Source organism: Phaeodactylibacter luteus, assembly GCF_007993045.1.
Classification (GTDB): Bacteria; Bacteroidota; Bacteroidia; order Chitinophagales; family Saprospiraceae; genus Phaeodactylibacter; species Phaeodactylibacter luteus.
In genome coordinates this window covers 1-24,713 of sequence record NZ_VOOR01000066.1, presented here as the reverse complement: position 1 = coordinate 24,713, position 24,713 = coordinate 1, and the positions used below count along the sequence as shown (strand labels likewise).

Below are 24,713 nucleotides of genomic sequence, written 5' to 3'. Positions count from 1 at the left end.
TAGGGTTGATGGTCTGTCCACCGTCGCCGGTAACCGAAATGAAAGGTGCAGTAGCATCTTCTGGAATCAAGGTAACCATACCCTGGAGTTCAGAAATGCATACAGCACTGTAAACACATCCACCTCCTGCATGCAAAGCCACTGTGACCTCATAATTAGACCCTTGAGGCATAGCCGCAGCCGTCAGCCCGGAAAAAGTTACTGGATCGCCAGTATTAGCTGTCACTGTTACCCCATTAGCAGTTATATCGTAAATAGCCCCACAGTTGTCATTAACAGTCACCGTAAAAGCCCCTGAAGTGTCAACATCGGCACAAACAGGGTGGACGACATCTGTGATGACAAGTTCAGGCAATCGGTTTTGAATGCGGCTGCCATCGATAGCCCCCTGAAAAGAACTTACATTGGAAGTTCCACAGCTGCCTGTGACGGCGAAGGTGTAGTCTTCACCGGGAGTCAGCGTACCTGGAGTAATGGTTACAGAAGTAGAAGCCATGTTGACGAAATCCACCACGGGATTGCCCATAGCGTCTTCCACCTCAAGTGTATAGGAGGTTGCATCCAATGCCGGCAGCCAAGAGATGGTAACCGCACCATCACAGCCATATGCAGGGTTTAACAATCCAGGCGCTTGACAATCCTGTACTTCTAGGACCTCAATAGCAACATCCGCCTGATCGCAATTGCCTTCGGTATCGCAAATTTCATAGCTTAGCTGAACAGTGCCAATAAAATCTGCAGCAGGCGTAAACAGTAGCACATCATCGTATAGATCATCGATGGTGCCGTTGGGGTCAATCAATATCGTACCTGCACTCGCTGCAGGTGGAGCGATGACAGCGACAGACTCCAACTCATTGAGCCCGAAGTTGTCGTTGTCCAATATATTTAAAGGAGCCGTTGCCCCCTGTGTAAGCACAAATGAGTCATCCACAGCCCAGAAGAGGTTTGGGGCCGTACAGGAGGTCATCTGAGCCCCATAATTCCCTGTGTATCGCTCGCTTGCCATTCCATGGGAAGCACCGAAAATGGTATTGGTAAAATCGCTCCCCCCCATGCCAGGGTCTGAAGAACCAGGATCGATGCCATTCGAGTAAAGGCGCAGCCCATCAATACAGCCGCCTCCGGGCAGCGTGAAGTGCAAAATAAGTACTTCGCCTCCAGTACTGAAGTCTACCGGAGCACCAAGCGACCCCAGCCCGTGGAAATCAGACCCAGGTGCAGAAACAGGGGCATAAATACGGGAATTATCAGCCCAACTCCCCGCAGCTACACTAGTCACTACAAATGCCGCATCGGGCATGCTTTCTGGTGCAACAATCGAAATTTGTGAAGGCCCCCAAAAAAATGTCGGATTAGGGGCTGAAGGGCGGGCATACAACTCATAACGAGCCTCAACCAAATTGTACCTCAACGAAAGCTGCACATCTTGCGCAGCAGCCTTAAAGGTACCTAAGCCAAAAATTAAGCATAGGAATATCAGGGTTCTTTGCATGTCAAAAGATTTGATTTGTTCTGATTATGAATGAGAGCAAGCTGGGTAAAGCCTAAGGGCTATTGCCATACTTGCCCTTTAAAGCTGACAACGGGGCAGGCCAACCCTGCCCCGTGCCAACATGGTTGTACATAGTATGAGGAATTACTGCTCGGCCCTAGGGAAGCTGTTCGATCAACAGATCACTATTGTAAAGGCCGGAAGTGTTCCAATTACTGAAGTTCACAATCAAGTTGATGAACATGAGCACAGGGTCGCTTCCACTACCCTGGTACTTAACGGCTCCATCCATGGTGACATCCCCAAGGTAGTAGCCTAATGCATTGCTGAAGTTGTAAGAAGCCTCTGAATTGCTCCCTTCTGTGAGAACGTCGAGCAGCAGAATGTTATCGGAGAAGGCTCCCTGATACTTGATCTTGCCATCCGCATTGGAATCTCCCGCCCAAAGCGCATTCAAGCCTGTCACTTGTACCATTTCTGCACCATCGTAATCCAATCCGCCAACTACTTTATGGTAGATGTTGCTGAGAGATGCAGTCGTGAAATCCACAAAGGTGGGCGTATAACTGAGCGTCAGGGGTGCTGCTGTCATCGCGCCAAGATGGTTCCGATGCTTGATAGCGATGTAGTAGCTCCCTCCTGGAGCGCCTACTATGCTAACAGGGGAAACCCCATCAGCTGGGTCTACAACATCTCCATCCCGCTGTACCAGCGCAGCACGGGTCTCAACGATTACTGTCGGGTCATTGCCATCTCGCAACTCGACAAAAACCCAGTCAACTATCGCATTGGCGGTCCCGCTATTTGCAGCAAGCACAACTGCGGTCGTCGTTTCTCCGCCACCTGCTCCGTAATGCGTAAACCTGGCGTTGTTCATGCCCGTATAAGGCTCTGTCAATGGGACATGCCCGCCGGTCACAAGATCATTCCTCATCAGGCCCGGTGTATTGGTATTTAACAAAGCGCCCTGTAGAAGGACTTTGATCTGAAGTGGTGTGGTACACGCCATTGAGTTGCCATCAGGGTCGCAAGGGTTAGAAGGGTCGGTACCGTCTTCTACCTCTTGATCGTCGTTAACACCATCACCATCCGAATCACCTGGATCGTTATAAGGGTCGGTGCCATTTGCATCCTCATCTCCGTTCGAAACACCATCACCGTCACAGTCCTCTACTGACCAAAGGGCATTGCCTGGGTTGTAACCGGTATATCCTGCAACTTGTGAGGGCGAACAGGGGTCGGCGGGGTCCGTACCATCTGCCAATTCCTTGTCATCGTTAACGCCATCCCCGTCGCTGTCGCCTGGGTTCTGATAAGGGTCTGTACTGTTGGCTACCTCAGCACCATTTGAAGCACCGTCGCCGTCACAGTCTGCGGCAGACCAAATGGCATTGCCAGCATCATAGCCGGCATAGCCCGCAGCTTGTGCTGGAGAACAGGGGTCGTTCGGGTCGGTGCCGTCTTCGGTCTCCTGATCGTCGTTGATGCCGTCACCATCCGTATCGCCGGGGTTCTCGTTGGGGTCGGTGCCGTTAGTCACCTCATCTCCGTTCGGCACGCCATCGCCGTCGCAGTCCGCAGCTGACCACACCGCATTATTCACATCGTAGCCGGCATAGCCCGCAGGCTGGGCGGGAGAACAGGGGTCGAGCGGGTCAGGGTCGGTATCGTCGTTCACGCCATCTCCATCGGTATCTGCATTGTACGGATCGGTGCCGTTCGTGTCTTCGTCACCGTTCGAAATGCCGTCGCCGTCACAGTCGCCTGCAGACCAGATCGCACTGCTCGCATCGTAGCCCGTGTAGCCCACAGCTTGTACCGGTATACAAGGATTGGTGCCATTAGCATCCGTAGCATCAGATACACCGTCACCGTCGGTATCTGTATTGTAGGGGTCGGTGCTTGCGGATACTTCCGCTCCGTTCGCCACGCCGTCGCCGTCGCAGTCTGCGGCTGACCAAATGGCATTGCCAGCATCATAGCCCGCATAGCCTGCAGCTTGTGCTGGAGAACAGGGGTCGTTCGGGTCCGTGCCGTCTTCTATCTCCTGATCGTCATTGGTGCCGTCTCCGTCCGTATCGCCGGGGTTGTTGTAAGGGTCGGTGCCGTTGCTGACCTCTTCCCCGTTTGGTACACCGTCGCCGTCGCAGTCTGCGGCTGACCAGGTTGCATTGCCGTCATCATAGCCCGCATAGCCTGCAGCTTGTGCTGGAGAACAGGGGTCGTTCGGGTCGGTGCCGTCTTCGGTCTCCTGATCGTCGTTGATGCCGTCACCATCCGTATCGCCGGGGTTCTCGTTGGGGTCGGTGCCGTTAGTCACCTCATCTCCGTTCGGCACCCCATCGCCGTCGCAGTCCGCAGCTGACCACACCGCATTATTGAAATCGTAGCCGGCATAGCCCGCAGGCTGGGCGGGAGAACAGGGGTCGTTCGGGGCAGGGTCGGTATCGTCGTTCACGCCATCTCCATCGGTATCTGCATTGTACGGATCGGTGCCGTTCGTGTCTTCGTCACCGTTCGAAATGCCGTCGCCGTCACAGTCGCCTGCAGACCAGATCGCACTGCTCGCATCGTAGCCCGTGTAGCCCACAGCTTGTACCGGCAAACAAGGGTCGGTGCCATTGCTGTCCGCGCCATCGGCTACGCCATCTCCGTCGGTATCTGTATTGTAGGGGTCGGTGCTTGCGGATACTTCCGCTCCGTTCGCCACGCCGTCGCCGTCGCAGTCTGCGGCAGACCAGATGGCATTGCCGGCATCATAGCCCGCATAGCCTGCAGCTTGTGCTGGAGAACAGGGGTCGTTCGGGTCCGTGCCGTCTTCTATCTCCTGATCGTCATTGGTGCCGTCTCCGTCCGTATCGCCGGGGTTGTTGTAAGGGTCGGTGCCGTTGCTGACCTCTTCCCCGTTTGGTACACCGTCGCCGTCGCAGTCTGCGGCAGACCAGATGGCATTGCCGGCATCATAGCCCGCATAGCCTGCAGCTTGTGCTGGAGAACAGGGGTCGTTCGGGTCCGTGCCGTCTTCGGCCTCCTGATCGTCGTTGATGCCGTCTCCGTCGGTGTCGCCGGGGTTCTCGTTGGGGTCGGTGCCGTTAGTCACCTCATCTCCGTTCGGCACGCCATCGCCGTCGCAGTCCGCAGCTGACCACACCGCATTATTCACATCGTAGCCGGCATAGCCCGCAGGCTGGGCGGGAGAACAGGGGTCGAGCGGGTCAGGGTCGGTATCGTCGTTCACGCCATCTCCATCGGTATCTGCATTGTACGGATCGGTGCCGTTCGTGTCTTCGTCACCGTTCGAAATGCCGTCGCCGTCACAGTCGCCTGCAGACCAGATCGCACTGCTCGCATCGTAGCCCGTGTAGCCCGCAGCTTGTACCGGCAAACAAGGGTCGGTGCCATTGCTGTCCGCGCCATCGGCTACGCCATCTCCGTCGGTATCTGTATTGTAGGGGTCGGTGCTTGCGGATACTTCCGCTCCGTTCGCCACGCCGTCGCCGTCGCAGTCTGCGGCAGACCAGATGGCATTGCCGGCATCATAGCCCGCATAGCCTGCAGCTTGTGCTGGAGAACAGGGGTCGTTCGGGTCCGTGCCGTCTTCTATCTCCTGATCGTCATTGGTGCCGTCTCCGTCTGTATCACCGGGGTTGTTGTAAGGGTCGGTGCCGTTGCTGACCTCTTCCCCGTTTGGTACACCGTCGCCGTCGCAGTCTGCGGCTGACCAGGTTGCATTGCCGGCATCATAGCCCGCATAGCCTGCAGCTTGTGCTGGAGAACAGGGGTCGTTCGGGTCGGTGCCGTCTTCGGCCTCCTTATCGTCGTTGATGCCGTCTCCGTCGGTGTCGCCGGGGTTCTCGTTGGGGTCGGTGCCGTTAGTCACCTCATCTCCGTTCGGCACGCCATCGCCGTCGCAGTCTGCAGCTGACCACACCGCATTATTCACATCATAGCCGGCATAGCCTGCAGGCTGGGCGGGAGAACAGGGGTCGTTCGGATCGGTGCCGTCTTCAGCCTCCTGATCGTCGTTGATGCCGTCTCCGTCTGTATCGCCGGGGTTGTTGTAAGGGTCGGTGCCATTGGCATCCTCTTCCCCGTTGGGCACGCCGTCGCCGTCGCAGTCTGCGGCAGACCAGGTTGCATTGCCAGCATCATAGCCGGCATAGCCTGCGGGCTGAGCGGGAGAGCAGGGGTCGAGCGGATCTGTATTATCCTGAATTTCCTGATCGTCATTAATGCCATCGCCATCAAGATCTCCCGGGTTTTCGTAGGGGTCTGTATTATTCGCGATTTCATCGCTGTTCACGACTCCGTCCCCATCACAATCTTCAGCCGCCCAAATGGCATTGAGGGGATCAAAATCCGCGTAGCCTGCTGTCGGAAGAGGATCACAGGGGTTATTCGGATTGGAGCTGCCGGTAGCAACGGGAGAGGAAGCAGGGTTGTCCAGCCCAAGTACCTCTTCACCATCGTAGAGCCCATCTCCATCTGTATCTGGATTATTGGGGTCTGTTTCATCTCCAGTCCCTGCAATGCCATCGGCACCCAATAATTCTTCGGAATCGGTTAGCAAGTCTCCGTCAGAATCACAAGAGGTGCCATTGTTTTCATAATTACCTGTGTAAGCCTCACCAAATGAGCCCCCTGCAATGCCATAGATGGTATTGGTAAAATCGCCACCGCCCATTCCTGGGTCAGAAGAGATCGGGTCGGAGCCATTAATGTAAAGCCGTAGTCCGGGGATACAGCCCCCACCCGGGATCGTAAAATGCAAAATCAGCTTTTCCTCATTGGCCACAAAGCTTACCGGGGCTCCTAAAGAGCCCATACCATGGAAATCCACTGTCGGATCGGCTGCGGGAGCATAAATCCTAGAGTTGTCAGACCAGGGCCCAGCTTCCACGCTAGTCACTGTAAAAGCTGCATCATCTACTGCCGTTGGCGCCACTACCGTAATCTGGGAGGGACCCCAAAAGAAAGAAGGCTCAGTGCCATCCGGAAGCGCATATACTTCATATCGCTCCTCCAGCACATTATACCTCAATGTAAGCTCCAAACTGACACTCTGAGCTTGTAAGAACAGAGCCCCAAGGAGCGTGAAGAGTAAAGAAAAAAGTAATTGTTTCATGAGTACTACTTCATTTGTTATTGCAAGATTTGAATGAATTGGTTCTAAAATCCAGATGTAAACTCTTGTGCTTAGCAGCACAAAAGCCACCCAGGCTGCTGTGATGTTATAGGGGCACAGCAGCCTGGGCACTGCCTTATGGCAGCTGTTCTATCAGTCGGTCGCTATTGTAAAGCCCTACGGGATTCCAATTCGAAAAATTGAAAAGGATATTGATGAACTTGAGGGAAGGCTCACTATTAACCCCCTGGTACTTGACCACTCCGTCCATATTCAAATCGCCGGAGAAATAACCAAAGGCGTCACTGAAATTGTAAAACCCAGAAGGGTTGTTGCCGTGCAGGATAACGCCCTGCAGCAAATTGTTGTCGCTAAATGCGCCTTGGTACTTGATCTTCCCATCACCATTGGCATCACCAGCCCATAGGGCTTTCACCCCGCCCATGATCACCATGGCTGCACCCTGATAATTCACCCCTCCGCCTGGGCGGGAATAAAGGCTACTGTTTGGTGCAGTCGTAAAATCTACAACATTGGCCGTATCGCTCAGCAATACCGGTGCTGCCGTCATTACGCCAAGGTGGTTGCGGTGCTTTACAGCAATGTAATAGCTCTGCCCGACCACTCCCGCAATGCTCACAGGCGACACCCCATCTGTTGGGTCAACCAAATCTCCATCGCGCTGAAGCAACACCGCCCGAGTTTCTACGATGTTTCTGAAATTTGAAGCATCCCGAAGCTCTAGGAACACCCAATCTACAATGGCATCAGGGGTCCCTGAATTTGCAGACAAAACTGCCGCCGTAGTCGTCGCTAAGCCTGCATTGCCAGCGTGATCGAAACGAGGATTGTTCATGCCTGCGTAGGGGTCTACTAAAGGCAAATGCCCCTGCTGCCTTAAATCGTCGCGCATCAAACCAAGGTCTATCGAATTCAATAGCGCACCTTGTAAGAAAACCTTCACCGACAATGGTGCCGTACAAGTAGGCGATGCTGTATTTGGGGCACAAGGGTCGTTCGGGGCAGGGTCGGTATCATCGCCCACACCATCTCCGTCCGTATCGGGGTTGTAAGGATCAGTGCCATTCGTATCCTCATCTCCGTTCAAAAGGCCATCGCCGTCACAGTCTGCGGCAGACCAGATCGCGTTGCCGGCATCATAGCCTGTGTAGCCCGCAGGCTGGGCGGGAGAGCAGGGGTCGAGCGGGTCGGTGCTATCTTCTATCTCCTGATCGTCGTTGATGCTGTCTCCGTCGGTATCACCGGGGTTATTGTAGGGGTCGGTGCCATTGGCATCCTCATCCCCGTTGGGCACGCCATCGCTGTCGCAGTCTGCGGCAGACCAGATCGCGTTGCCGGCATCATAGCCTGTGTAGCCCGCAGCTTGGGCGGGAGAGCAGGGGTCATTCGGGCCGGTGCCGTCTTCTATCTCCTGATCGTCGTTGATGCCGTCTCCGTCGGTATCGCCGGGGTTATTATAAGGATCAGTGCCATTGGCCACCTCTTCCCCGTTGGGCACGCCGTCGCCGTCACAGTCTGCGGCAGACCAAATCGCGTTGCCTGCGTCATAGCCCGCATAGCCCGCAGGCTGGGCGGGAGAGCAGGGGTCGAGCGGGTTAAGGTCGGTACCATCATCTACGCCGTCGCCATCGGTATCAGCGTTGTAAGGATCAGTGCCATTTGTATCCTCATCTCCGTTCAAAAGGCCGTCGCCATCGCAGTCCGCAGCAGCCCAAATCGCATTGCTTGCATCGTAGCCTGTGTAGCCTGCAGCTTGTACTGGCAAACAGGGGTCGTCCGGGCTAGGATCGGTACCATCATCTATGTCATCGCCATCAGTATCAGCGTCGTAAGGATCAGTACCATTAGCATCCTCATCTCCGTTCAAAAGGCCATCGCCGTCACAGTCTGCGGCAGACCAGATTGCATTGCCTGCATCATAGCCTGTGTAGCCTGCGGGCTGGGCGGGAGAGCAGGGGTCGTTCGGGCCGGTGCCGTCTTCTATCTCCTGATCGTCGTTGATGCCGTCGCCGTCGGTATCGCCAGGGTTGTTGTAGGGGTCGGTGCCGTTCATGTCTTCTTCCCCGTTCGGCACACCGTCGCCGTCGCAGTCTGCGGCAGACCAGATTGCATTGCCTGCATCATAGCCGGCATAGCCTGCGGGCTGGGCGGGAGAACAGGGGTCGTTCGGGCCGGTGCCGTCTTCGGTCTCCTGATCGTCGTTGATGCCGTCTCCGTCTGTATCGCCGGGGTTGTTGTAGGGGTCGGTGCCGTTCATGTCTTCTTCCCCGTTCGGCACACCGTCGCCGTCGCAGTCTGCGGCAGACCAGATTGCGTTGCCGGCATCATAGCCTGTATAGCCTGCGGCTTGGGCGGGAGAACAAGGATCGTTCGGATCCGTGCCGTCTTCGGCCTCCTGATCGTCGTTGATGCCGTCTCCGTCTGTATCGCCGGGGTTGTTGTAGGGGTCGGTGCCGTTCATGTCTTCTTCTCCGTTGGGCACACCGTCGCCGTCGCAGTCTGCGGCAGACCAGATCGCATTGCCGGCATCATAGCCTGTGTAGCCTGCGGGCTGGGCGGGAGAACAGGGGTCGTTCGGGCCGGTGCCGTCTTCTATCTCCTGATCGTCGTTGATGCCGTCTCCGTCCATATCGCCGGGGTTGTTGTAGGGGTCGGTGCCGTTCATGTCTTCTTCTCCGTTCGGCACACCGTCGCCGTCGCAGTCTGCGACAGACCAGATTGCATTGCCTGCATCATAGCCTGTGTAGCCTGCGGGCTGGGCGGGAGAACAAGGATCGTTCGGATCCGTGCCGTCTTCGGCCTCCTGATCGTCGTTGATGCCGTCTCCGTCTGTATCGCCGGGGTTGTTGTAGGGGTCGGTGCCGTTCATGTCTTCTTCCCCGTTCGGCACACCGTCGCCGTCGCAGTCTGCGGCAGACCAGATTGCATTGCCTGCATCATAGCCTGTGTAGCCTGCGGGCTGGGCGGGAGAACAGGGGTCGTTCGGGCCGGTGCCGTCTTCGGCCTCCTGATCGTCGTTGATGCCGTCTCCGTCTGTATCGCCGGGGTTGTTGTAGGGGTCGGTGCCGTTCATGTCTTCTTCCCCGTTCGGCACACCGTCGCCGTCGCAGTCTGCGGCAGACCAGATTGCATTGCCTGCATCATAGCCTGTGTAGCCTGCGGGCTGGGCGGGAGAACAAGGATCGTTCGGGTCGGTGCCATCTTCGGCCTCCTGATCGTCGTTGATGCCGTCTCCGTCGGTATCGCCGGGGTCGTTGTAGGGGTCGGTGCCGTTCATATCTTCTTCCCCGTTCGGCACACCGTCGCCGTCGCAGTCTGCGGCAGACCAGATTGCATTGCCGGCGTTATAATCGGCATAGCCCGCGGGCTGGGCGGGAGAACAGGGGTCTAGCGGATCAGATATACCGGTAACTGTTGGATTGGTAGCAGGATCATCAAGCCCAAGGACTTCCTCTCCATCGTATAAGCCATCGCCATCGGTATCCGGGTTATTTGGATCTGTACCAGCAGTAGCTTCCTGAGTATTAGTCAGCCCATCCATATCTGGGTCAGCATCCATACGGCCAATACCAATAGCACTGATGCCAGCCATCATAGTCCCGGTAAGGGTACTTCCGGCAGTAAGACCCGTAGCCCCCGTAGTGCCTAGTGCTACCCATTGGCTGCCGTCCCATCCTGCCAATCGCAAGTCGGTGGCATCCGCGAAACCATTCATATCCGGGATGCTCACCGTAATGGACAGCCCTTCTCCTGTGCCAGACAAAGCCAGCCAGTCCCATTGCCCGGCCGGGCTCACAGAAGCCAGACTGTCGCCTACTGCCAGAATGGAGTGCAAAGCACCTCCGTCCGAAGGGTCGCCAACGCTAGAAGGATCGCCAGGCAGCCAGGCCACGGCATACACCTCATTGGCATTGGTGGGGGCCGAGATCGACAGCTGCCGCAGCGCAGTGCCATCGCCTACCGGAAAAGAAAAAGCCGTATTGCCATACTTTTTCACGTAGCCGTCTACATGCGCTGCATCCGTCTGCCCCAAAGCTTCGGCACCGCCGATGAAGCTCATGTACCCCTGTGGGGCCGAACGCTGTGTCTGTATTATGCCTGGCAGTGCCCCACTGCCACCATTTTCAAAATGATGCGAGGGGCCAAAAATAGCTATTTCTTGTCCTCCAGAAATATAGACGTTCCCTTGGCTGGCAGATTGCGCCCGTACGTTTTGAGGTACGAAGGCAGCGAGCCAAAAGAACAAGATGACAGAAAACCATCTTAAGGAGCTTCTTTTCCTTTGCATAGTGTCGTAATTAATTTTCCATGAGTTTTACCTTTCTCTGCAACACCTTGCCTTTACGGCCAAAATTGCTTGCTTGAGCTTCTTAGCATGCTGCACCGAGCAGCCCCTCCGTTAGGCTGCAAAAACAAAAGGATGATGAGTATTTAAATGCATTTTTGCCTTCTCCGAATCAGCCCTATGTTTCGCTGTTTTTATCCCGAGGCAACTTTTGCGGGCTACGATAATCTCCTGCCATCAAAAGTGCTATGTAAGGCCAACCTGGAAATATTGCAAAGCTGATTATGTGTTGTTGACTTTGGCCGCCGTTTGGCCTAAAAGCGCATCGCCCTGTGCCAACCCCATGCCAAATGACATTAAAAACAATGATGTAGCGCTAGCCCGTCTTTACGTTAAATTCATCTTCCACAAAAGTAGCAGGACGCTTCCGGGTAGTCCGGCAACACATACAGTGAATACCTGAAAAAACACAAGGGTAAATCCGAAGAATATGAGCCTTATTGCCCGTTTGCCAATCTACCCCTATACCCAAAGCCTGCAAGTCCTCCCGCAGTGCCGCACAGTTGGAGGTGCCCACGCCTGCTCAGCAGCGCGCTGTTTTCCACTTCCGCCATTGCCTGTTGCTCAACTGCCGGGCTGGGCTGCCGCCGAAAGGTGGTAGAAGCCTTGGTGCTGTGCTGTACCGGACTGAGCAAATTGGCATAGGCAGGCCTACACCGCCAAAAGCGCAAAACAGCTCAAACAAGCCCTAGTGGTCTGTCAAGGCTAAAACTAGGGGTTGCCTGCGGCACAAGAAGAAAAAAGGGCCGCAGCCCGGCCTTTCAACCGGGCTGACAGCCCCTCCATAGCCGCTACAGGCAAACAAAACTGGCCGTGATCAGCCCGCTGCTCCTTGCTTGGGTTAATGCAGCCGCTTTTCAAAACCTTTGCCTACCTACAGTGCTATAGCCAACTTCATATACTAACAATCTTTAGCCCACCTACTCCACGGGCGTGAACCCCAATGCCGCAGGCGTTTATGTTTTCCGGGCTCTAGTGCCTCAAGTCATAAATCCTTGCCACCCCAAGTTTCGTTCTTTTCCGCCTACTCTTCGTTAAAGAACCGCTCCTTTAGCTCGGGCTAAAGTCGCGAACCTTCGCCTTGATTAGCCGGAAAATAACTTCAACTTAAGTATCATAAATTTATGACTTAAGGCACTAGCCTGGCAATGGCCTAGCGCTGCGCAGGGGCGGCAGGCCTGATAAGGCCGAGCGGATAGCGAGCCCCGTAGCATAGCGGCACCTGCCATCGGGCAGGGGCAGGCCCCATCCTATACTGAGCCTGGTGCGGCTAGACCGAATGATTTGATCGTATTTCCACACTTAAGCCTTTTTGGTGCATGGGCTTTAACTGTCAAAAATGTACGGATCAACCTGCTAGCAGCCTGTCAAGTATTAATTTATGGGCTGAGCGGGAGCGAATTTTGAGGGCAATCAACCTCCCACCGTACTTAGGTACTAAGGCAGGGAGGGAAGAGCAGCCTGAAAAGCCGCCGTAGCCCCCCAGGTTGAGCCTTGACAGGCCACGAGGGGCGTCCTCAACGCTTAGCCCGCCGCCAACGCTTGCCATACCGCTTCCCAGCTCGCCGTGCGCAACAAAATGCGCCCTTCGGCGTCCAACAGGAACATCGTAGGCGTGCCCACCACCCCATAGCGCCTAAAATTAGGGCCCGACATGCCCCGCTCGTCGCAATACTTATCGGCCCAGGGGTGGCCCAGGGCGGTGTTCTCGAAGACCTGATAGTCGGTATCGGCCGAAATACTGATCAGGCGCACGCCTTTTTTCGCTAAGACCGGATAGCTGCCCACCAGCTGTGGCATCAGGTTCTCACAGGGGCCGCAGCCGCTTTGGTAGAAGACCAGCAGGCTGTAGTTTTCCGATAGCTCCACCGGCCGCAACACCACCGTTTGGTGGTTGTGCTCGGCCGGATCGCCCAGGTGCTTTATAAAACCCAGTTCGGGCGCCAGCTCGCCCGCCTGTGGTGCGCCGTACTGTGCCAGCATGCCATCGGTGCGCAGCAGCTTGCCGCTGCCCTTCACTTCGGCAGCCAGCTCACCTATCAGATGATCCTTACCTGCCCCGGAGAGGCTGCGCGCCAGGTAATCGCAAAACGAGGTATACATCTCTGCATTGGGCAGGCGAGCCAAAATGCGACGGGCACTGCTCAGCAGGGCCGTATCGCTCCCGATGACCTTTGTGTGCAGCTGTACCCAGCTGAAAATGACCCCGCTCCAGTGGTTGCTGCGGTAGAGGGCTTCCCAAGACATGCGCCGGCTCAGGTAGCCCTCAATATCTGCCGCCAGTTCTGCTTCGCTCATGCCCAGGCGGCTGCCCACGCCACGCGTTACGTCCACAATCTGACGGAAGCGGGCTGCGTAAAGGGGCGAGGCCGATAGGGCCGAGCGGAAGGCGGCCCAGTCCTTTTGCAGGTTGGCCTCCTCTTCTGTCGCCGCAGCGTAGAGCGGATGGCCCGGCGGGTAGGACCGCAGCACCATGCGCAGGGCTTCGTATTGGAGCAGCAGGCGCTCCTGCTCCCGGTAGTTTTCCCGCAGGAAGGCGTTCTCAGCGGAGCCGCTGTAGATGATGTTGTCATCATTGGGCTGATCGCTGAGGCATTCCACCGAAAAGTCTTCCCCATTGATCACCATATCGAGCCCGCCGCCCTGCCGCAGCATCCAACGGGCCATGCCCGTATAGCCGCGGTGTGCTTCCGGGATGCGCAGTGCCACTTCCCCATCAGAAGGGATGGCCCCGCTGAGCACGGTGTCCTGCTCCTGCCCGCGAAAGAGAAGCAGATCCCAATCCTGGCCCGCAAAAGCCGGGAAGCGTAGGGTGATGTTTTGGGGGTAAGCTGCTGTGGGCAGAAGCGGCAGAAATAATAATAACAGCTTGAACGTGCTTGTGCTAAGTTTCATAATTTCCGCTCAACTTTTGGACCTTAGGGCTGTAATGCCCCTAAGGTGTTTTGAAATGATCCGTTAAATTATTCAGCAATGCAGCGGATGGAGCGCCCCTCGTGACGATAGCCGATAGGGTAGCTCGTATTGGCATTGCCATTTTGAAAGAGAAGCGGCCATGCGAACGAACTTGTATTCTCTGTACTACTCCAGTAGCTGCCTCTAGAGCCCCGGGTTACCAACATACCATTAGACCCGTCTCGTCCACTACCAGTCGAGGGCAAAAACAGGTTATGGCCAACCTGCAACCCACTACTGTAATTGGTAGTGCTGCTCATCCAATCTCCTAAATATTGAAGCGTACCGTTGGATGCTAACACTCCATCCCACTGCGCTTTTGTGGGTACCCGGAAGCCGGCGGGGCAGGGATCGTTCGCCGTCTTAACCTCGTCCTGCCAGGAGCCGTCAGGGACGACAGTGGTACTCCAGCCCGGGATGGCCCCGGCGTTGTCGTTCACCGCAGCATTGCCCCAGGGTGCAGCTGCGCCATAAACCGGAGCACTGCAAGGATTAGCCCCATCTGTACCGTCAATGCCGAAGCAGGCAGGGTTCCGCCCCCATTGGTAGTAATCCCCATTCAACCGCCAAGAAGGTGCAAACGGATCTGCGCTTGGGTCAGCCCCCAGGTTGTGGCACAAAAAGGTTTTCCACACGCCCGCAGCCACATAGGCACCACAGCCTACAGGCAGGACGAGGGCGCAGCTCTGCCCGCCGATGTCCAAGGCAAAACTGGCCAGCCCGTTGCCCGAAGCGGTGCCTGTGATGGTGTACACCAGGCTACCGGAGCCATCGGCAAAAAGGCCGGAGCCCAGGGATGCCGTCAGCCCGGTGACCCCCGTAGAGCTTACGGTCTGCCCATTGTGCACGCCCCCGTTCCCACCGGTATATGACACCGCAGCGCTTACGCCGGAAGCCGGCTCGCCGGGCATAAGGCGGCCTGTTTGAACAGCGCCTGCACAATCGAGTGACAAGGTGCTGCCCAGGACCTGCGATGGGCCCGACATGGGCACCCAACTCGTGCCTTCAAAAAAGTATACGTCTTTTGGGCTGCAGTCTGTACAATAAGCCATCAGCCCCTCCGCCGGGCTGACGATGGCATTCATCTGCGCCTCCGTCATGCGAGGCGGCAGGAAGCCTTGGTTGGTCGATTCGACCTCCAATATGGCCGAACCGTCTATGACCGCTGGGTTGTCGCCTACTTTGACTTGGGCGAAGAGCGCTGCGGGCAGCAGGGCTAGTAGCAGGAAGAAGGTATTTATCACATTCTTCATTTTTTATTTTTTGATCGCCGGGGGGAGAAAAGCCCGGCGATGTTTTGTATGTTTTATTTCTAAACCTGACTAAGGTGCGATGTTATTCTGCTATACAGCGGATGCTCATCCCCCTAGTCCGATTATTCCCATTGCCGCCCAAAGCCGGAACAAAATCACCATAGTCCTGCTGATGAAAAGTCAGATGAGTACTCCCCCCCCCAGTAGAGCTTCCATAACTCGTCCAATAAAAACCATTTTGCCCCCGGCTACTGAGTGAACCAGGTATAACGCCAGGCCAATCTATCGGCGCCGTCCTAGAACCAGCTGCAGGTAAAAAGAGCGTTCTACCTATTTTTTTTCCACTTGAATAATTAGTAGGGCTACTACCCCAACTTCCAACGTTCGACCAAACATTTTCTTTTATCAAACTATTAAAATCGGCCCGTGTTGGAATACGATAACCAGCCGGACAGGGATCATTTTGAGTTTTGTTATCCTCACGCCACGCAGTATTTCCAGCAAGCCCTGCGGAAAAATTGTTCACTCGCCCAGCATTAGCTTCACTTTCCATGGGTCCTGTTGGTCCATGAGCAAAATTTGCTGTATTTGTAGTTTTCCATACAGATGGATCGGGCCCTTTACGTCCCCACTGCCAGTAGCCTCCAATGATTTCCCAACTTGGGGTGAGGGGATCTGCATTGGTGTTGGCTGCAGCTAAGTTATGACACATCCACTGCTTCCAAATCCCAGCCTGAAAATTTGCGTAAGCTCCACAGCAAGCACAATCCTTTACTTTAACTGTAGCCTTAATCTGTCGATCTGTACCGGTGTTACTGGAATTAGAGTTGTAGATCACGTAAATATCCGCCGTCAGCGGATTGGCGTTGGTCAGCCCGAGGGCGTCCGTATTCAAGGTGGTGCTGAAATTGACTGTTGCTACGACCGGACCACTTATATTATTTCCGGGATTATCTCCGCTAATACCAGTGATGACTATACCATTGGTATTAGTATAAAAGAATCGTACATTGCTAACTGTGCCCAAAGGGGTGAAAGTGTAGCTCTGTGTATAGGTCGTTGGCTCGGTAAAATCCTTTTGCTGGTCAATTCTCGCGCTAAATGGGGCGCAGTCGTTGGAATTATAATTACTCAACGCTATATCAAAACATGTAGGTCCCGAAAATGAGCCAGAGCCAGTGGGATTTGAGGGCGGGGCAGGAGGCGCATTCACGGTCGCCTCTGCACTTCCGGCCGGCGTGGTGTTCGTTGTCCAGGTGTAGGTGCCAAGCGCAGCCGGCGTGCCCGACCCTGTCAGTGTGATCAGCTGACAGCCGGTGGCAGCGAAGGTACCACTGCCGGAGAAAGTTACCCCGTTCTCGGTGGCTTCCAATGACCAGGTGCCAGGCTGCGTTACATTGGCGTAGAGCTCCATTGTTAGCCCGCTTACTGCTGCGCCTTGTGTCATGGTGCCGCTGATGCTGCCCGGGCCGCCCGAGCAGCCGGCGGCGCCATAGGAAGCCACAACGGCAGAGCCGCCGGCCGAAGGCTCAGGGGCTACTTCAGCTGTGGCGCTGCCAAATGGGGCAGTGTTGGTCGCCCAGGTAAAGCTCCCGCTCGCAACGGGCGTGCCCGAGCCGGTCAGCGTAATCTGTTGACAGCCGGTGGCCGCGAAGGTGCCGTTGCCGGAAAAGGTCACGCCGTTCTGTATGGCCGTCAATGACCAGGTGCCCGCCTGCGTTACATCAGCATAGAGTGTCATCGTCACCCCACTTACCGCAACGCCTACCGTCATCGTGCCGCTGATGCTGCCCGGGCCGCCCGCGCAGCCTGCACCGCTGTATGATGATACTTCTGATGTGCCATTCGAGCCGATATCGGCAGAGGAGCCGGACAAAGGCATCCATGCGGTAGCATCGAAGGTGTAGGGCCCCTTAGGCATACAATCCGTGCAAAACACCATCAGCCCCTCCGCCGGGCTGACGATGGCATTCATCTGCGCCTCCGTCATGCGAGGCGGCAGGAAGCCTTTACTTGTTGATTCAATCTCAAGCTCGGCGGAGCTTTCGATCACATCCGGGTTATCGCCCACCTTGACTTGCGCGAAGCCCACTACGGGCAGCAGGGCCAGGGCCAGGGCGATCCAATTTTTCTTCAATATCAATGAATAAGTCATCTTGGTTTATGTTTAAAAAAGGAAGGCCGCGGGCCAGCCATTCACGGCAGGGCTACCCCCCGGCAGCCGCTGCGCTGCAGCTTCGCACATTTAGCCCTTCACATGCCGCCTACTATGCACAAAAGGCGGATGCTATTCTGGCCTCCCGTCAGACAAAAAGTGAGAGCGGGGGAATGTCAACTTTTTAGGGCGCCCCCGCTATGCCCCTTCGGCTGCCGCTTGCAGGCTGTGGGGGCGGGTGGGGCACCGGCAGGGCTATGCCCGTTGCCGAAAGGCCGCCGGTAGGGGAAGCCCGGCGCACGGGCGGCATTGCATACCCCACCGGCCTTCGCACGGGCGGCAGCAGGGCTGCTGCCGTAGGGCTGCGGGGCAGGTATATGCCCACAGGGGGGGGCGCAGGGGACCACTGCGCCGACAAGCGCCCTAGCAGGCGGGCGCCGGCTGCCACTTCGGCCACTGCCCCTGCCTCTAGGTATAACTGCCCTGCTCGCACGTCCAATACGCCCTGCTGCACGCTCAGCACCGATGAGATGTACAGCTCACCGTACAAGGCCACCGCCGTGGGGTTGGCTACTGTCAAGCGGGACAGCCGGCTCCCGCAGGCGTGTACCGCCTGTGGCAGGGCGCCGCACAGCAACACGCTGCCGCTGCCCTTTATGTCGGCTTCCTCTAAGTATACATCGCCCTGCACCGACAGCTGCGCGCTGCCGTGCAGGTGGAGCGCTGCCCCCCGAACGTACAGCACGCTCTCCGCATGCAGCCCGCTCGTTAGCGCAGACAGCAGCAGTATGCAGATCGTAAAGTAAGGGCGCAACCGGTAAAGTGCCATTTTTTGCTTTGGTCCTATAACGCCCGGGCGCGGAGCGATGAAGAGCGCTCCGCTTTTGCCCTGGGCTTATTCATAAAGAAATTAATGCTGCAAACTTTCACCGCGCCTCGTGGGCAGGATGGCAAACCTTTAGGGGCATTCCGGGAAATGTACAGGGGTGGAGTGGAAAATGAGGGTGGTGGAATACCACTTTTCTCACGGTTGCCCGTAAGCTTAAACGGTTTTCCTCATAGTTTATACCGCCCTCATATATCCGTTCCGGATTTCAACCCTTTACATATTTTAGCTTACCGTTGGACGGTTAACTATTGAGCGATACAGCGTATTGAAAAACCAAATGATCTCGGTTGGTAGGTATACGCATACACGGTACTCTCACGAACAGACAAACAAAATGCATTGAAATCATCAAGCCTTACATCCGCTGACCAGTACGACCCCTGTTCACCTCTTCGAATTAATGCGCCATTGTTTCTGTCACGCTGGCCTGCGGCTGGTAAAAACAAAGAAGGTCCATACATCCTCCCTGTGGTGTAATTTGTTACAGAAGACGACCATGTGTCACTTACACTAATTTGTGCGTTATAGGTATACAACCCGTATAGTTCATCTCCCGAAGGAACTCGAAAACCTGCTGGACATGGGTCATTAGGCCTCTTTACCCCACCTTGCCAAGAATGATTATTTAAAAGAATACCACCCCAGTCTGTTATGGCCGCATTATTAGATTCACTTTCAGTTGGCCCTGTAGGTCCATGAGCAAAATTTGCTGTATTGGTATTCAACCACAAAGCTGGATTAGGTCCTTTACGCCCCCATTGCCAGTAGCCGCCATTGATTTCCCAACTGGGTGTAAAAGGGTCAGCATTGGTATTGGCAGCACCCAAATTGTGGCACATAAAGGTTTTCCAAACTCCCGGAGCCACATAAGCACCGCAACATGCACAGTCTTTCACTTCTACTGTGATTTTGAGCTGACGATCGGTGCCATTATTGCTAGCACCGTCGTTGTAAAGTACATAAATATCTGCTGTTAGTGGATTGGCAGCGGTTAGACCGAGAGCGTCGGTATTGAGGGTGGTGCTGTAATTTACAGTAGCCACTACCGGAGTACTGATGTTATTCCCTGTATTACCTCCGCTAATGGTGGTAACGACGGAACCATTGGTGTTGATATAAGCGAAGCGCACATTGCTCACTGTGCCCGAGGGGGTAAAGGTATAGCTCTGCGTATGCGTCTCAGGATCCGTAAAATCAGACTGCTGAGAGAGACGCGAAGCCAGATTTCCGCAATCGTTCGTATTATCATTACTTAAACTAATGTCAAAACACGTACGCCCCGAAAATGAGCCTGAACCTACAGAAAAGCTGGTCGGATCAAAGTCTATATCAGCCATAGCGCTGCCCGAAGGCATACTGTTCGTCGTCCAGGTAAAGTCACCACTTGCCGCCGGCGTGCCCGACCCCGTCAGGGTGATCAGCTGACAGCCGGTGGCCGCGAAGGTACCGCTGCCCGAGAAAGTCACCCCGTTCTCGGTGGCTTCCAATGACCAGGTGCCTGTTTGTGTGACCTCAGCGTAGAGCTCCATCGTTACACCGCTTACTGTTGCGCCTTGTGTCATGGTGCCAGTGATGCTGCCCGTACCGCCCGAGCAGCCGGGCCCGCCGTAGGCAGACACCACTGAAGTGCCATTAGAGCTCTCGCTCAGTACATCTGTTGTAGCGCTCGCCTCAGGTGTGGTGCTGCTCGTCCAGGTGAAGCTGCCATCCGCAAGGGGCGTACCGGAGGCGGTCAGGACAATGGGCTGACAGCCGGTGGCCGCAAAGGTACCGCTGCCCGCAAAAGTCACCCCATTTTCGGTCAGGCTGAGGCTGTAGGTGCCTGCCTGCGCCACATCCGCATAGAGGGTCAGGGTGGTGCCCGTGGCATCTACCCCTTCTGTGAGCGCAGCTGAAAAGGCCGGCGCATCACAATCGGGCTCCCCGTAGCTGCTCACGATGACCGTACCGCCCGAGCTGGGGTCTTCCACATCCGCCGTAGCGCTCGCCACAGGCATAGTGTTGGACGTCCAGGTATAGGTGCCGCTGCTCATGGGCGTGCCACTTGCTGTCAGCACAATAGGCTGGCAGCCCGTGGCGGCGAAGGTGCCGCTGCCCGAGAAGGCCACCCCGTTCTCGGTCAGGCTCAATGACCAGGTCCCCGTTTGCGTTACATTAGCGTAGAGGGTCAGAGTGGTGCCTGTGGCGTCTACCCCTTCTACCAAGGCGCCCGAGAACGCTGCCGCATCGCAATCGGGCTGGCCGTAGCTGCCCACTACGCCCGTGCCGCCTGTGGTCGGGCTCAGCACCTCCGCCGTGGCGCTGCCGGCCGGCGTGGTGTTGGCCGTCCAAGTAAAGGTGCCGCTGCTCGTGGGCGTGCCCGTTGCCGTGAGCACAATGGGCTGACAGCCGGTGGCGGCGAAGGTGCCGCTGCCCGCAAAGGTCACTCCGTTCTCGGTCAGGCTGAGGCTGTAGGCGCCCGCCTGCGTTACATCCGCATAGAGGGTCAGGGTGGTGCCCGTGGCATCTACCCCTTGTATGAGCTCGGCTGAAAAGGCCGGCGCGCTGCAGCCTGGCTCCCCGTAGCTGCTCACGATGCCCGTGCCGCCCGTGCTCGCGTCAAAAACGGTGGCCGATTCCTGGCAGGACAGCAGCCCGGCTATATCGACGGCCACGCTCAGCGTGCCTTCCGAGGCGGGCGTGCCACCTAGGGTATAGGTGACCAACTGACTAGAGCCTGCGCCATTGAGGGTGGCCGAGGCCGGGGACACACTGGTGACGGAGATACCGCCCACCCCACTTAGGGTGAGATCGCTAGTCGCAAAGTTGAGGGAAGCATCTGTGAAGCTGTTGTTCGCCACCGTCAGGCTGAAGGTTTGCCCGCTCAGGGCCTCCCCTTCTATCAGGTCTCCACCGGTAAAGCCATTGATACTGCAGTCCATACTGACGGTTGTCTCAGGGCCCGAGGGAGACAGGGAGGCCCAGTCTGTGCCATCGTACAGCCTCAGCCCCTTAGGCATACAATCCGTACAAAACACCATCAGCCCCTCCGCCGGGCTGACGATGGCATTCATCTGCGCCTCCGTCATGCGAGGCGGCAGGAAGCCCTGTGTGCTCGATTCCATTTCCAACAAAGCGGACTGATCGATCACAGTCGGGTTATCGCCCACCTTGACCTGCGCGAAGCCCACTATGGGCAATAGGGCCAGGGCAATCCAATTTTTCTTCAATATCAATGAATAAGTCATCTTGGTTTATATTTTAAAAAGGGAGGCCGCGGGCCAGCCACTCACGGCAGGGCTACCCCCCGGCAGCCGCTGCGCTGCAGCTTCGCACATTTAGCCCTTCACATGCCGCCTACTATGCACAAAAGGCGGATGCTATTCTGACCTCCCGTCAGACAAAAAGTGAGAGCGGGGGAATGTTAACTTTTTGGGGCGCCCCCGCTATGCCCCTTCGGCTGCCGCTTGCAGGCTGTGGGGGCGGGTGGGGCACCGGCAGGGCTATGCCCGTTGCCGAGAGGCCGCCGGTAGGGGAAGCCCGGCGTACGGGCGGCATTGCATACCCCACCGGCCTCCGCACGGGCGGCAGCAGGGCTGCTGCCGTAGGGCTGCGGGGCAGGTATATGCCCACAGGGGGGGGCGCAGGGGACCACTGCGCTGACAAGCGCCCTAGCAGGCGGGCGCCGGCTGCCACTTCGGCCACTGCCCCTGCCTCCAGGTATAGCTGCCCTGCGCGCACGTCCAATACGCCCTGCTGCACGCTCAGCACCGATGAGATGTACAGCTCACCGTACAAGGCCACCGCCGTGGGGTTGGCTACCGTCAAGCGGGACAGCCGGCTGCCGCAGGCGTGTACCGCCTGTGGCAGGGCGCCGCACAGCACCACGCTGCCGCTTCCCTTTATGTCGGCTTCCTCTAAGTATACATCGCCCTGCACCGACAGCTGCGCGCTGCCGTGCAGGTGGAGCGCTGCCCCCCGCACGTACAGCCCGCTCTCCGCATGCAGCCCGCTCGTTAGCGCAGACAGCAGCAGTATGCAAATCGTAAAGTAAGGGCGCAACCGGTACAGTGCCATTTTTTGCTTTGGTCCTATAACGCCCGGGCGCGGAGCGGTGAAGGGCGCTCCGCTTGTGCCCTGGGCTTATTAGAGTTTATCAATGCTGCAAACTTACACCGCGCCTCGTGGGCAGGATGGCAAACCTTTAGGGGCATTCCGGGAAATGTACAGGGGTGGAGTGGAAAATGCCATTCCACCTTTATAGAAAATCAAGTAGACCAAGCAGGGGCTCCGTACCAATCATTCTTCTATTGGAGAAAATACCTGTATCAGAAAATGCTCCCCTGCTTCTGAGCGGTAGGTAGGCAAGTGTTTTCTCCAGACCATAGCATCCTCCTGAAGTGCCATGACCTCCACCTGATACTTGAGCTCATCTACAGAAGGCCCCCAGAATAGGCTATCATTAGACAAGAGGTAGGAGAAAGGCTGCCTGCCATGCTTGGCCCACATCATACCGTTGCGGCTAAAGGTGTAATCCACCGAACCATCATCCTCTTGGTGCCCCCAAAAGCCGATCCCATCATAGAAAGTATACATGGAATCCAAGTGCCAGGCCCTTTCGATGAGCGGCCTGTCCGGCTGTTCGCAGGAAAGCATGGGCAGCAAGGCCATACAGCAGAAAAGCCAAGTGTGACGTCCTTTCACGATAAAATGCATTTGTTTTAAAAAAAAAGAAGGCCCCAAGCGGTTTGCCCAAGGCCTTCCATAGTCTAAGCAAAACTAAATTGCTCTTTCCACACCCGAAGGCGAACTGATCACTTGATAGGGCCTAGTGGTCTGTCAAGGCTAAAACTAGGGGTTGCCTACGGCGACTTTTGAGGCTACTCTTCGTTAGACAACCCCTTACGTAGCGCTGCTATTCGCGGGAACATCCGCCTTGATTTAGCCTCAAAATCCGCTCCCACTCAACCCATAAATTAACACTTGACAAACCACTGGGCAGTACACGCTTCAGGCTGTCCACTCGGGGTAGGCCGAAGGCCTTCCTACTGCAAGCAAGCAAGCCTTGCGCCTGAAACTTGTAGCCATCCACGGCATTGCGCGTTGCCCCGCCGCTGCCCCAAAAGAGGGAGGCCCAACCACTTTACAGCTCATCTGCTATGTAGTACTCCTATTCGACAGCACCATAAAGTGGGGAACAGGGGCCTCCCCTACGCTATTAAAGAGAGAGGCCACAGCTTTGCCGGGCCCTCCTGACAAGAAGTCAAACTGGAAGTTCGGCTAGCGCCTGCACAGGCTAGGTGCAATGTCTAAGCCGTATTTGTCTGCACGACGAAAACCGCTATGCCCTTAGCCTGATGCCTTCGTCCATCTTGAAGCTTATTGCCCCTCTCCGGGCACGGCACAAATTTACATAGCGGGATTTGTGCAGATTGGCACAAACCCCATGCCGGGCTGGAAATACTAGTGTGCCAAATTGGCAAAGATGGGGTACTGCCAGGCAGCCTCTTCATTAAATGGCTCTTATAGTCCGCCAACCCAAATGCAGCAGGCTTTGGCGCTATGATGTTGCCGGCCTAGCGCTGCGCAGGGGTGGCCGGAGGCCAGACCCGACGCCTGTAGGGCGAGGGGCCGAGCGGGCAGCGAGCCCCGTAGCATAGCGGCGCCTGCCCGCTGGCAGGGGCAGGCCCCTATCCTTGCGGAGGGGGCAAGCCCCAAAGTGGCAATCTGATTGCGCCGGGTCCAAAGTTCAGGCACTTCCTTTCAGGTAGCTGGTGGGCACCGTGCCAAACCTTTTTTTGAAGAGGATGGTAAAATGCCGGGGGTCTTTCAGCCCTACCGCATGGCAGACCTCCTTCACCGTGCGGTATTCGCGCTTGCTGAGCAGCACCATAGCCTGATCGAGGCGGGCGTTGCGTAAATACTGTGAGGGGGTCTGCCCAGTGTAAAATTTGAGCCGGTTGAACAGGGTCCGGTCGGAGATGTGCAAGACTACGGCCAGCATAGAGACGGTGAAGTCCGGATCGTGCATCCGCTCCCCGATGACCTGCTGCAGTTCCTGCATCCACCGTTCGTCGTAGGGTTCAAGGCGCTTCTCCTGGGCGATCAGCGAGGGGCTGTCTTCTGTTTTCGCCACTACATTTTCTGTACGGGCCATCCGCGCCGCCCTGCCCGCTTGCTGCTGCCCCAACAGGTTTTCGATACGGGCTTTCAGTTCAGCCTTGCTGTATGGTTTCTTCACAAAGGCATCTACCCCAAGGCGCAAGGCTTTCAGCTCATCATCGGCAGAAGAGAGGGCGGTCAGCAGCAAGAATGGGGTATAGCCCAATTGAGGGTGCTGCCGGGCCTTCTGCAATAAAGTGAAGCCATCCATTAGGGGCATCATCACATCAGAGACGACCAGGTCTATATCTTGTGCAGGGCCATTCAGCAGCTCCCATGCCTGCTGCCCGTTGGCAGCGAGGGTCACTTTGTAGGCATCACCCAGTTCTCTGCC

At 56.4% G+C, this 24,713-nt stretch carries 11 protein-coding genes; all 11 read right to left on the bottom strand.

The features are described from left to right. Positions 1-1,303 (bottom strand): Ig-like domain-containing protein (locus FRY97_RS19775; protein ID WP_147169350.1); only part of this gene is annotated, 1,303 nt, incomplete at its 3' end. 349 nt (positions 1,304-1,652) lie between these two features. Continuing rightward, positions 1,653-6,620, bottom strand: a complete 4,968-nt coding sequence (locus tag FRY97_RS23015; protein WP_211356931.1) for a hypothetical protein — start codon at positions 6,618-6,620, stop codon at positions 1,653-1,655. A gap of 136 nt (positions 6,621-6,756) precedes the next feature. Continuing rightward, entirely contained in the window at positions 6,757-10,929 is a 4,173-nt protein-coding gene (locus tag FRY97_RS19765) for a hypothetical protein (protein ID WP_147169349.1), read from the bottom strand. Between the two features lie 1,581 nt (positions 10,930-12,510). Then, positions 12,511-13,881 carry a peroxiredoxin family protein gene (locus FRY97_RS19760; RefSeq protein WP_147169348.1) on the bottom strand — a complete coding sequence of 457 codons (1,371 nt, stop codon included), beginning with the start codon at positions 13,879-13,881 and terminating at the stop codon, positions 12,511-12,513. A gap of 68 nt (positions 13,882-13,949) precedes the next feature. Beyond that, the gene (locus FRY97_RS19755; protein WP_147169347.1) at positions 13,950-15,194 is read right to left on the bottom strand and encodes a fibrobacter succinogenes major paralogous domain-containing protein; all 1,245 of its coding nucleotides are present in this window, start codon (positions 15,192-15,194) and stop codon (positions 13,950-13,952) included. 82 nt (positions 15,195-15,276) lie between these two features. Continuing rightward, positions 15,277-17,349, bottom strand: coding sequence for a hypothetical protein (locus FRY97_RS19750; RefSeq protein WP_147169346.1), 2,073 nt, complete (start codon positions 17,347-17,349; stop codon positions 15,277-15,279). Between the two features lie 184 nt (positions 17,350-17,533). Further along, positions 17,534-18,178, bottom strand: a complete 645-nt coding sequence (locus tag FRY97_RS19745; RefSeq protein WP_147169345.1) for a hypothetical protein — start codon at positions 18,176-18,178, stop codon at positions 17,534-17,536. 305 nt (positions 18,179-18,483) lie between these two features. Next, positions 18,484-21,465, bottom strand: coding sequence for a hypothetical protein (locus FRY97_RS19740; protein WP_147169344.1), 2,982 nt, complete (start codon positions 21,463-21,465; stop codon positions 18,484-18,486). 148 nt (positions 21,466-21,613) lie between these two features. Then, entirely contained in the window at positions 21,614-22,294 is a 681-nt protein-coding gene (locus FRY97_RS19735) for a hypothetical protein (protein WP_147169343.1), read from the bottom strand. A 222-nt stretch (positions 22,295-22,516) separates the two neighbouring features. Next, complete coding sequence (locus tag FRY97_RS19730) at positions 22,517-22,921, bottom strand: hypothetical protein (RefSeq protein ID WP_147169341.1); 405 nt, start codon at positions 22,919-22,921, stop codon at positions 22,517-22,519. Between the two features lie 1,045 nt (positions 22,922-23,966). Beyond that, positions 23,967-24,713: response regulator transcription factor (locus FRY97_RS19725; RefSeq protein ID WP_147169339.1), on the bottom strand; the 747-nt coding region annotated here is incomplete at its 5' end.

What these genes read in the sequence shown, in the direction of transcription:
- FRY97_RS19760 (WP_147169348.1), bottom strand. Translation starts at nt 13,881, where the DNA reads ATGAAACTTAGCACAAGCACGTTCAAGCTGTTATTATTATTTCTGCCG.
- FRY97_RS19750 (WP_147169346.1), bottom strand. Translation starts at nt 17,349, where the DNA reads ATGACTTATTCATTGATATTGAAGAAAAATTGGATCGCCCTGGCCCTG.
- FRY97_RS19755 (WP_147169347.1), bottom strand. Translation starts at nt 15,194, where the DNA reads ATGAAGAATGTGATAAATACCTTCTTCCTGCTACTAGCCCTGCTGCCC.
- FRY97_RS19765 (WP_147169349.1), bottom strand. Translation starts at nt 10,929, where the DNA reads ATGCAAAGGAAAAGAAGCTCCTTAAGATGGTTTTCTGTCATCTTGTTC.
- FRY97_RS23015 (WP_211356931.1), bottom strand. Translation starts at nt 6,620, where the DNA reads ATGAAACAATTACTTTTTTCTTTACTCTTCACGCTCCTTGGGGCTCTG.
- FRY97_RS19735 (WP_147169343.1), bottom strand. Translation starts at nt 22,294, where the DNA reads ATGGCACTGTACCGGTTGCGCCCTTACTTTACGATTTGCATACTGCTG.
- FRY97_RS19740 (WP_147169344.1), bottom strand. Translation starts at nt 21,465, where the DNA reads ATGACTTATTCATTGATATTGAAGAAAAATTGGATTGCCCTGGCCCTA.
- FRY97_RS19745 (WP_147169345.1), bottom strand. Translation starts at nt 18,178, where the DNA reads ATGGCACTTTACCGGTTGCGCCCTTACTTTACGATCTGCATACTGCTG.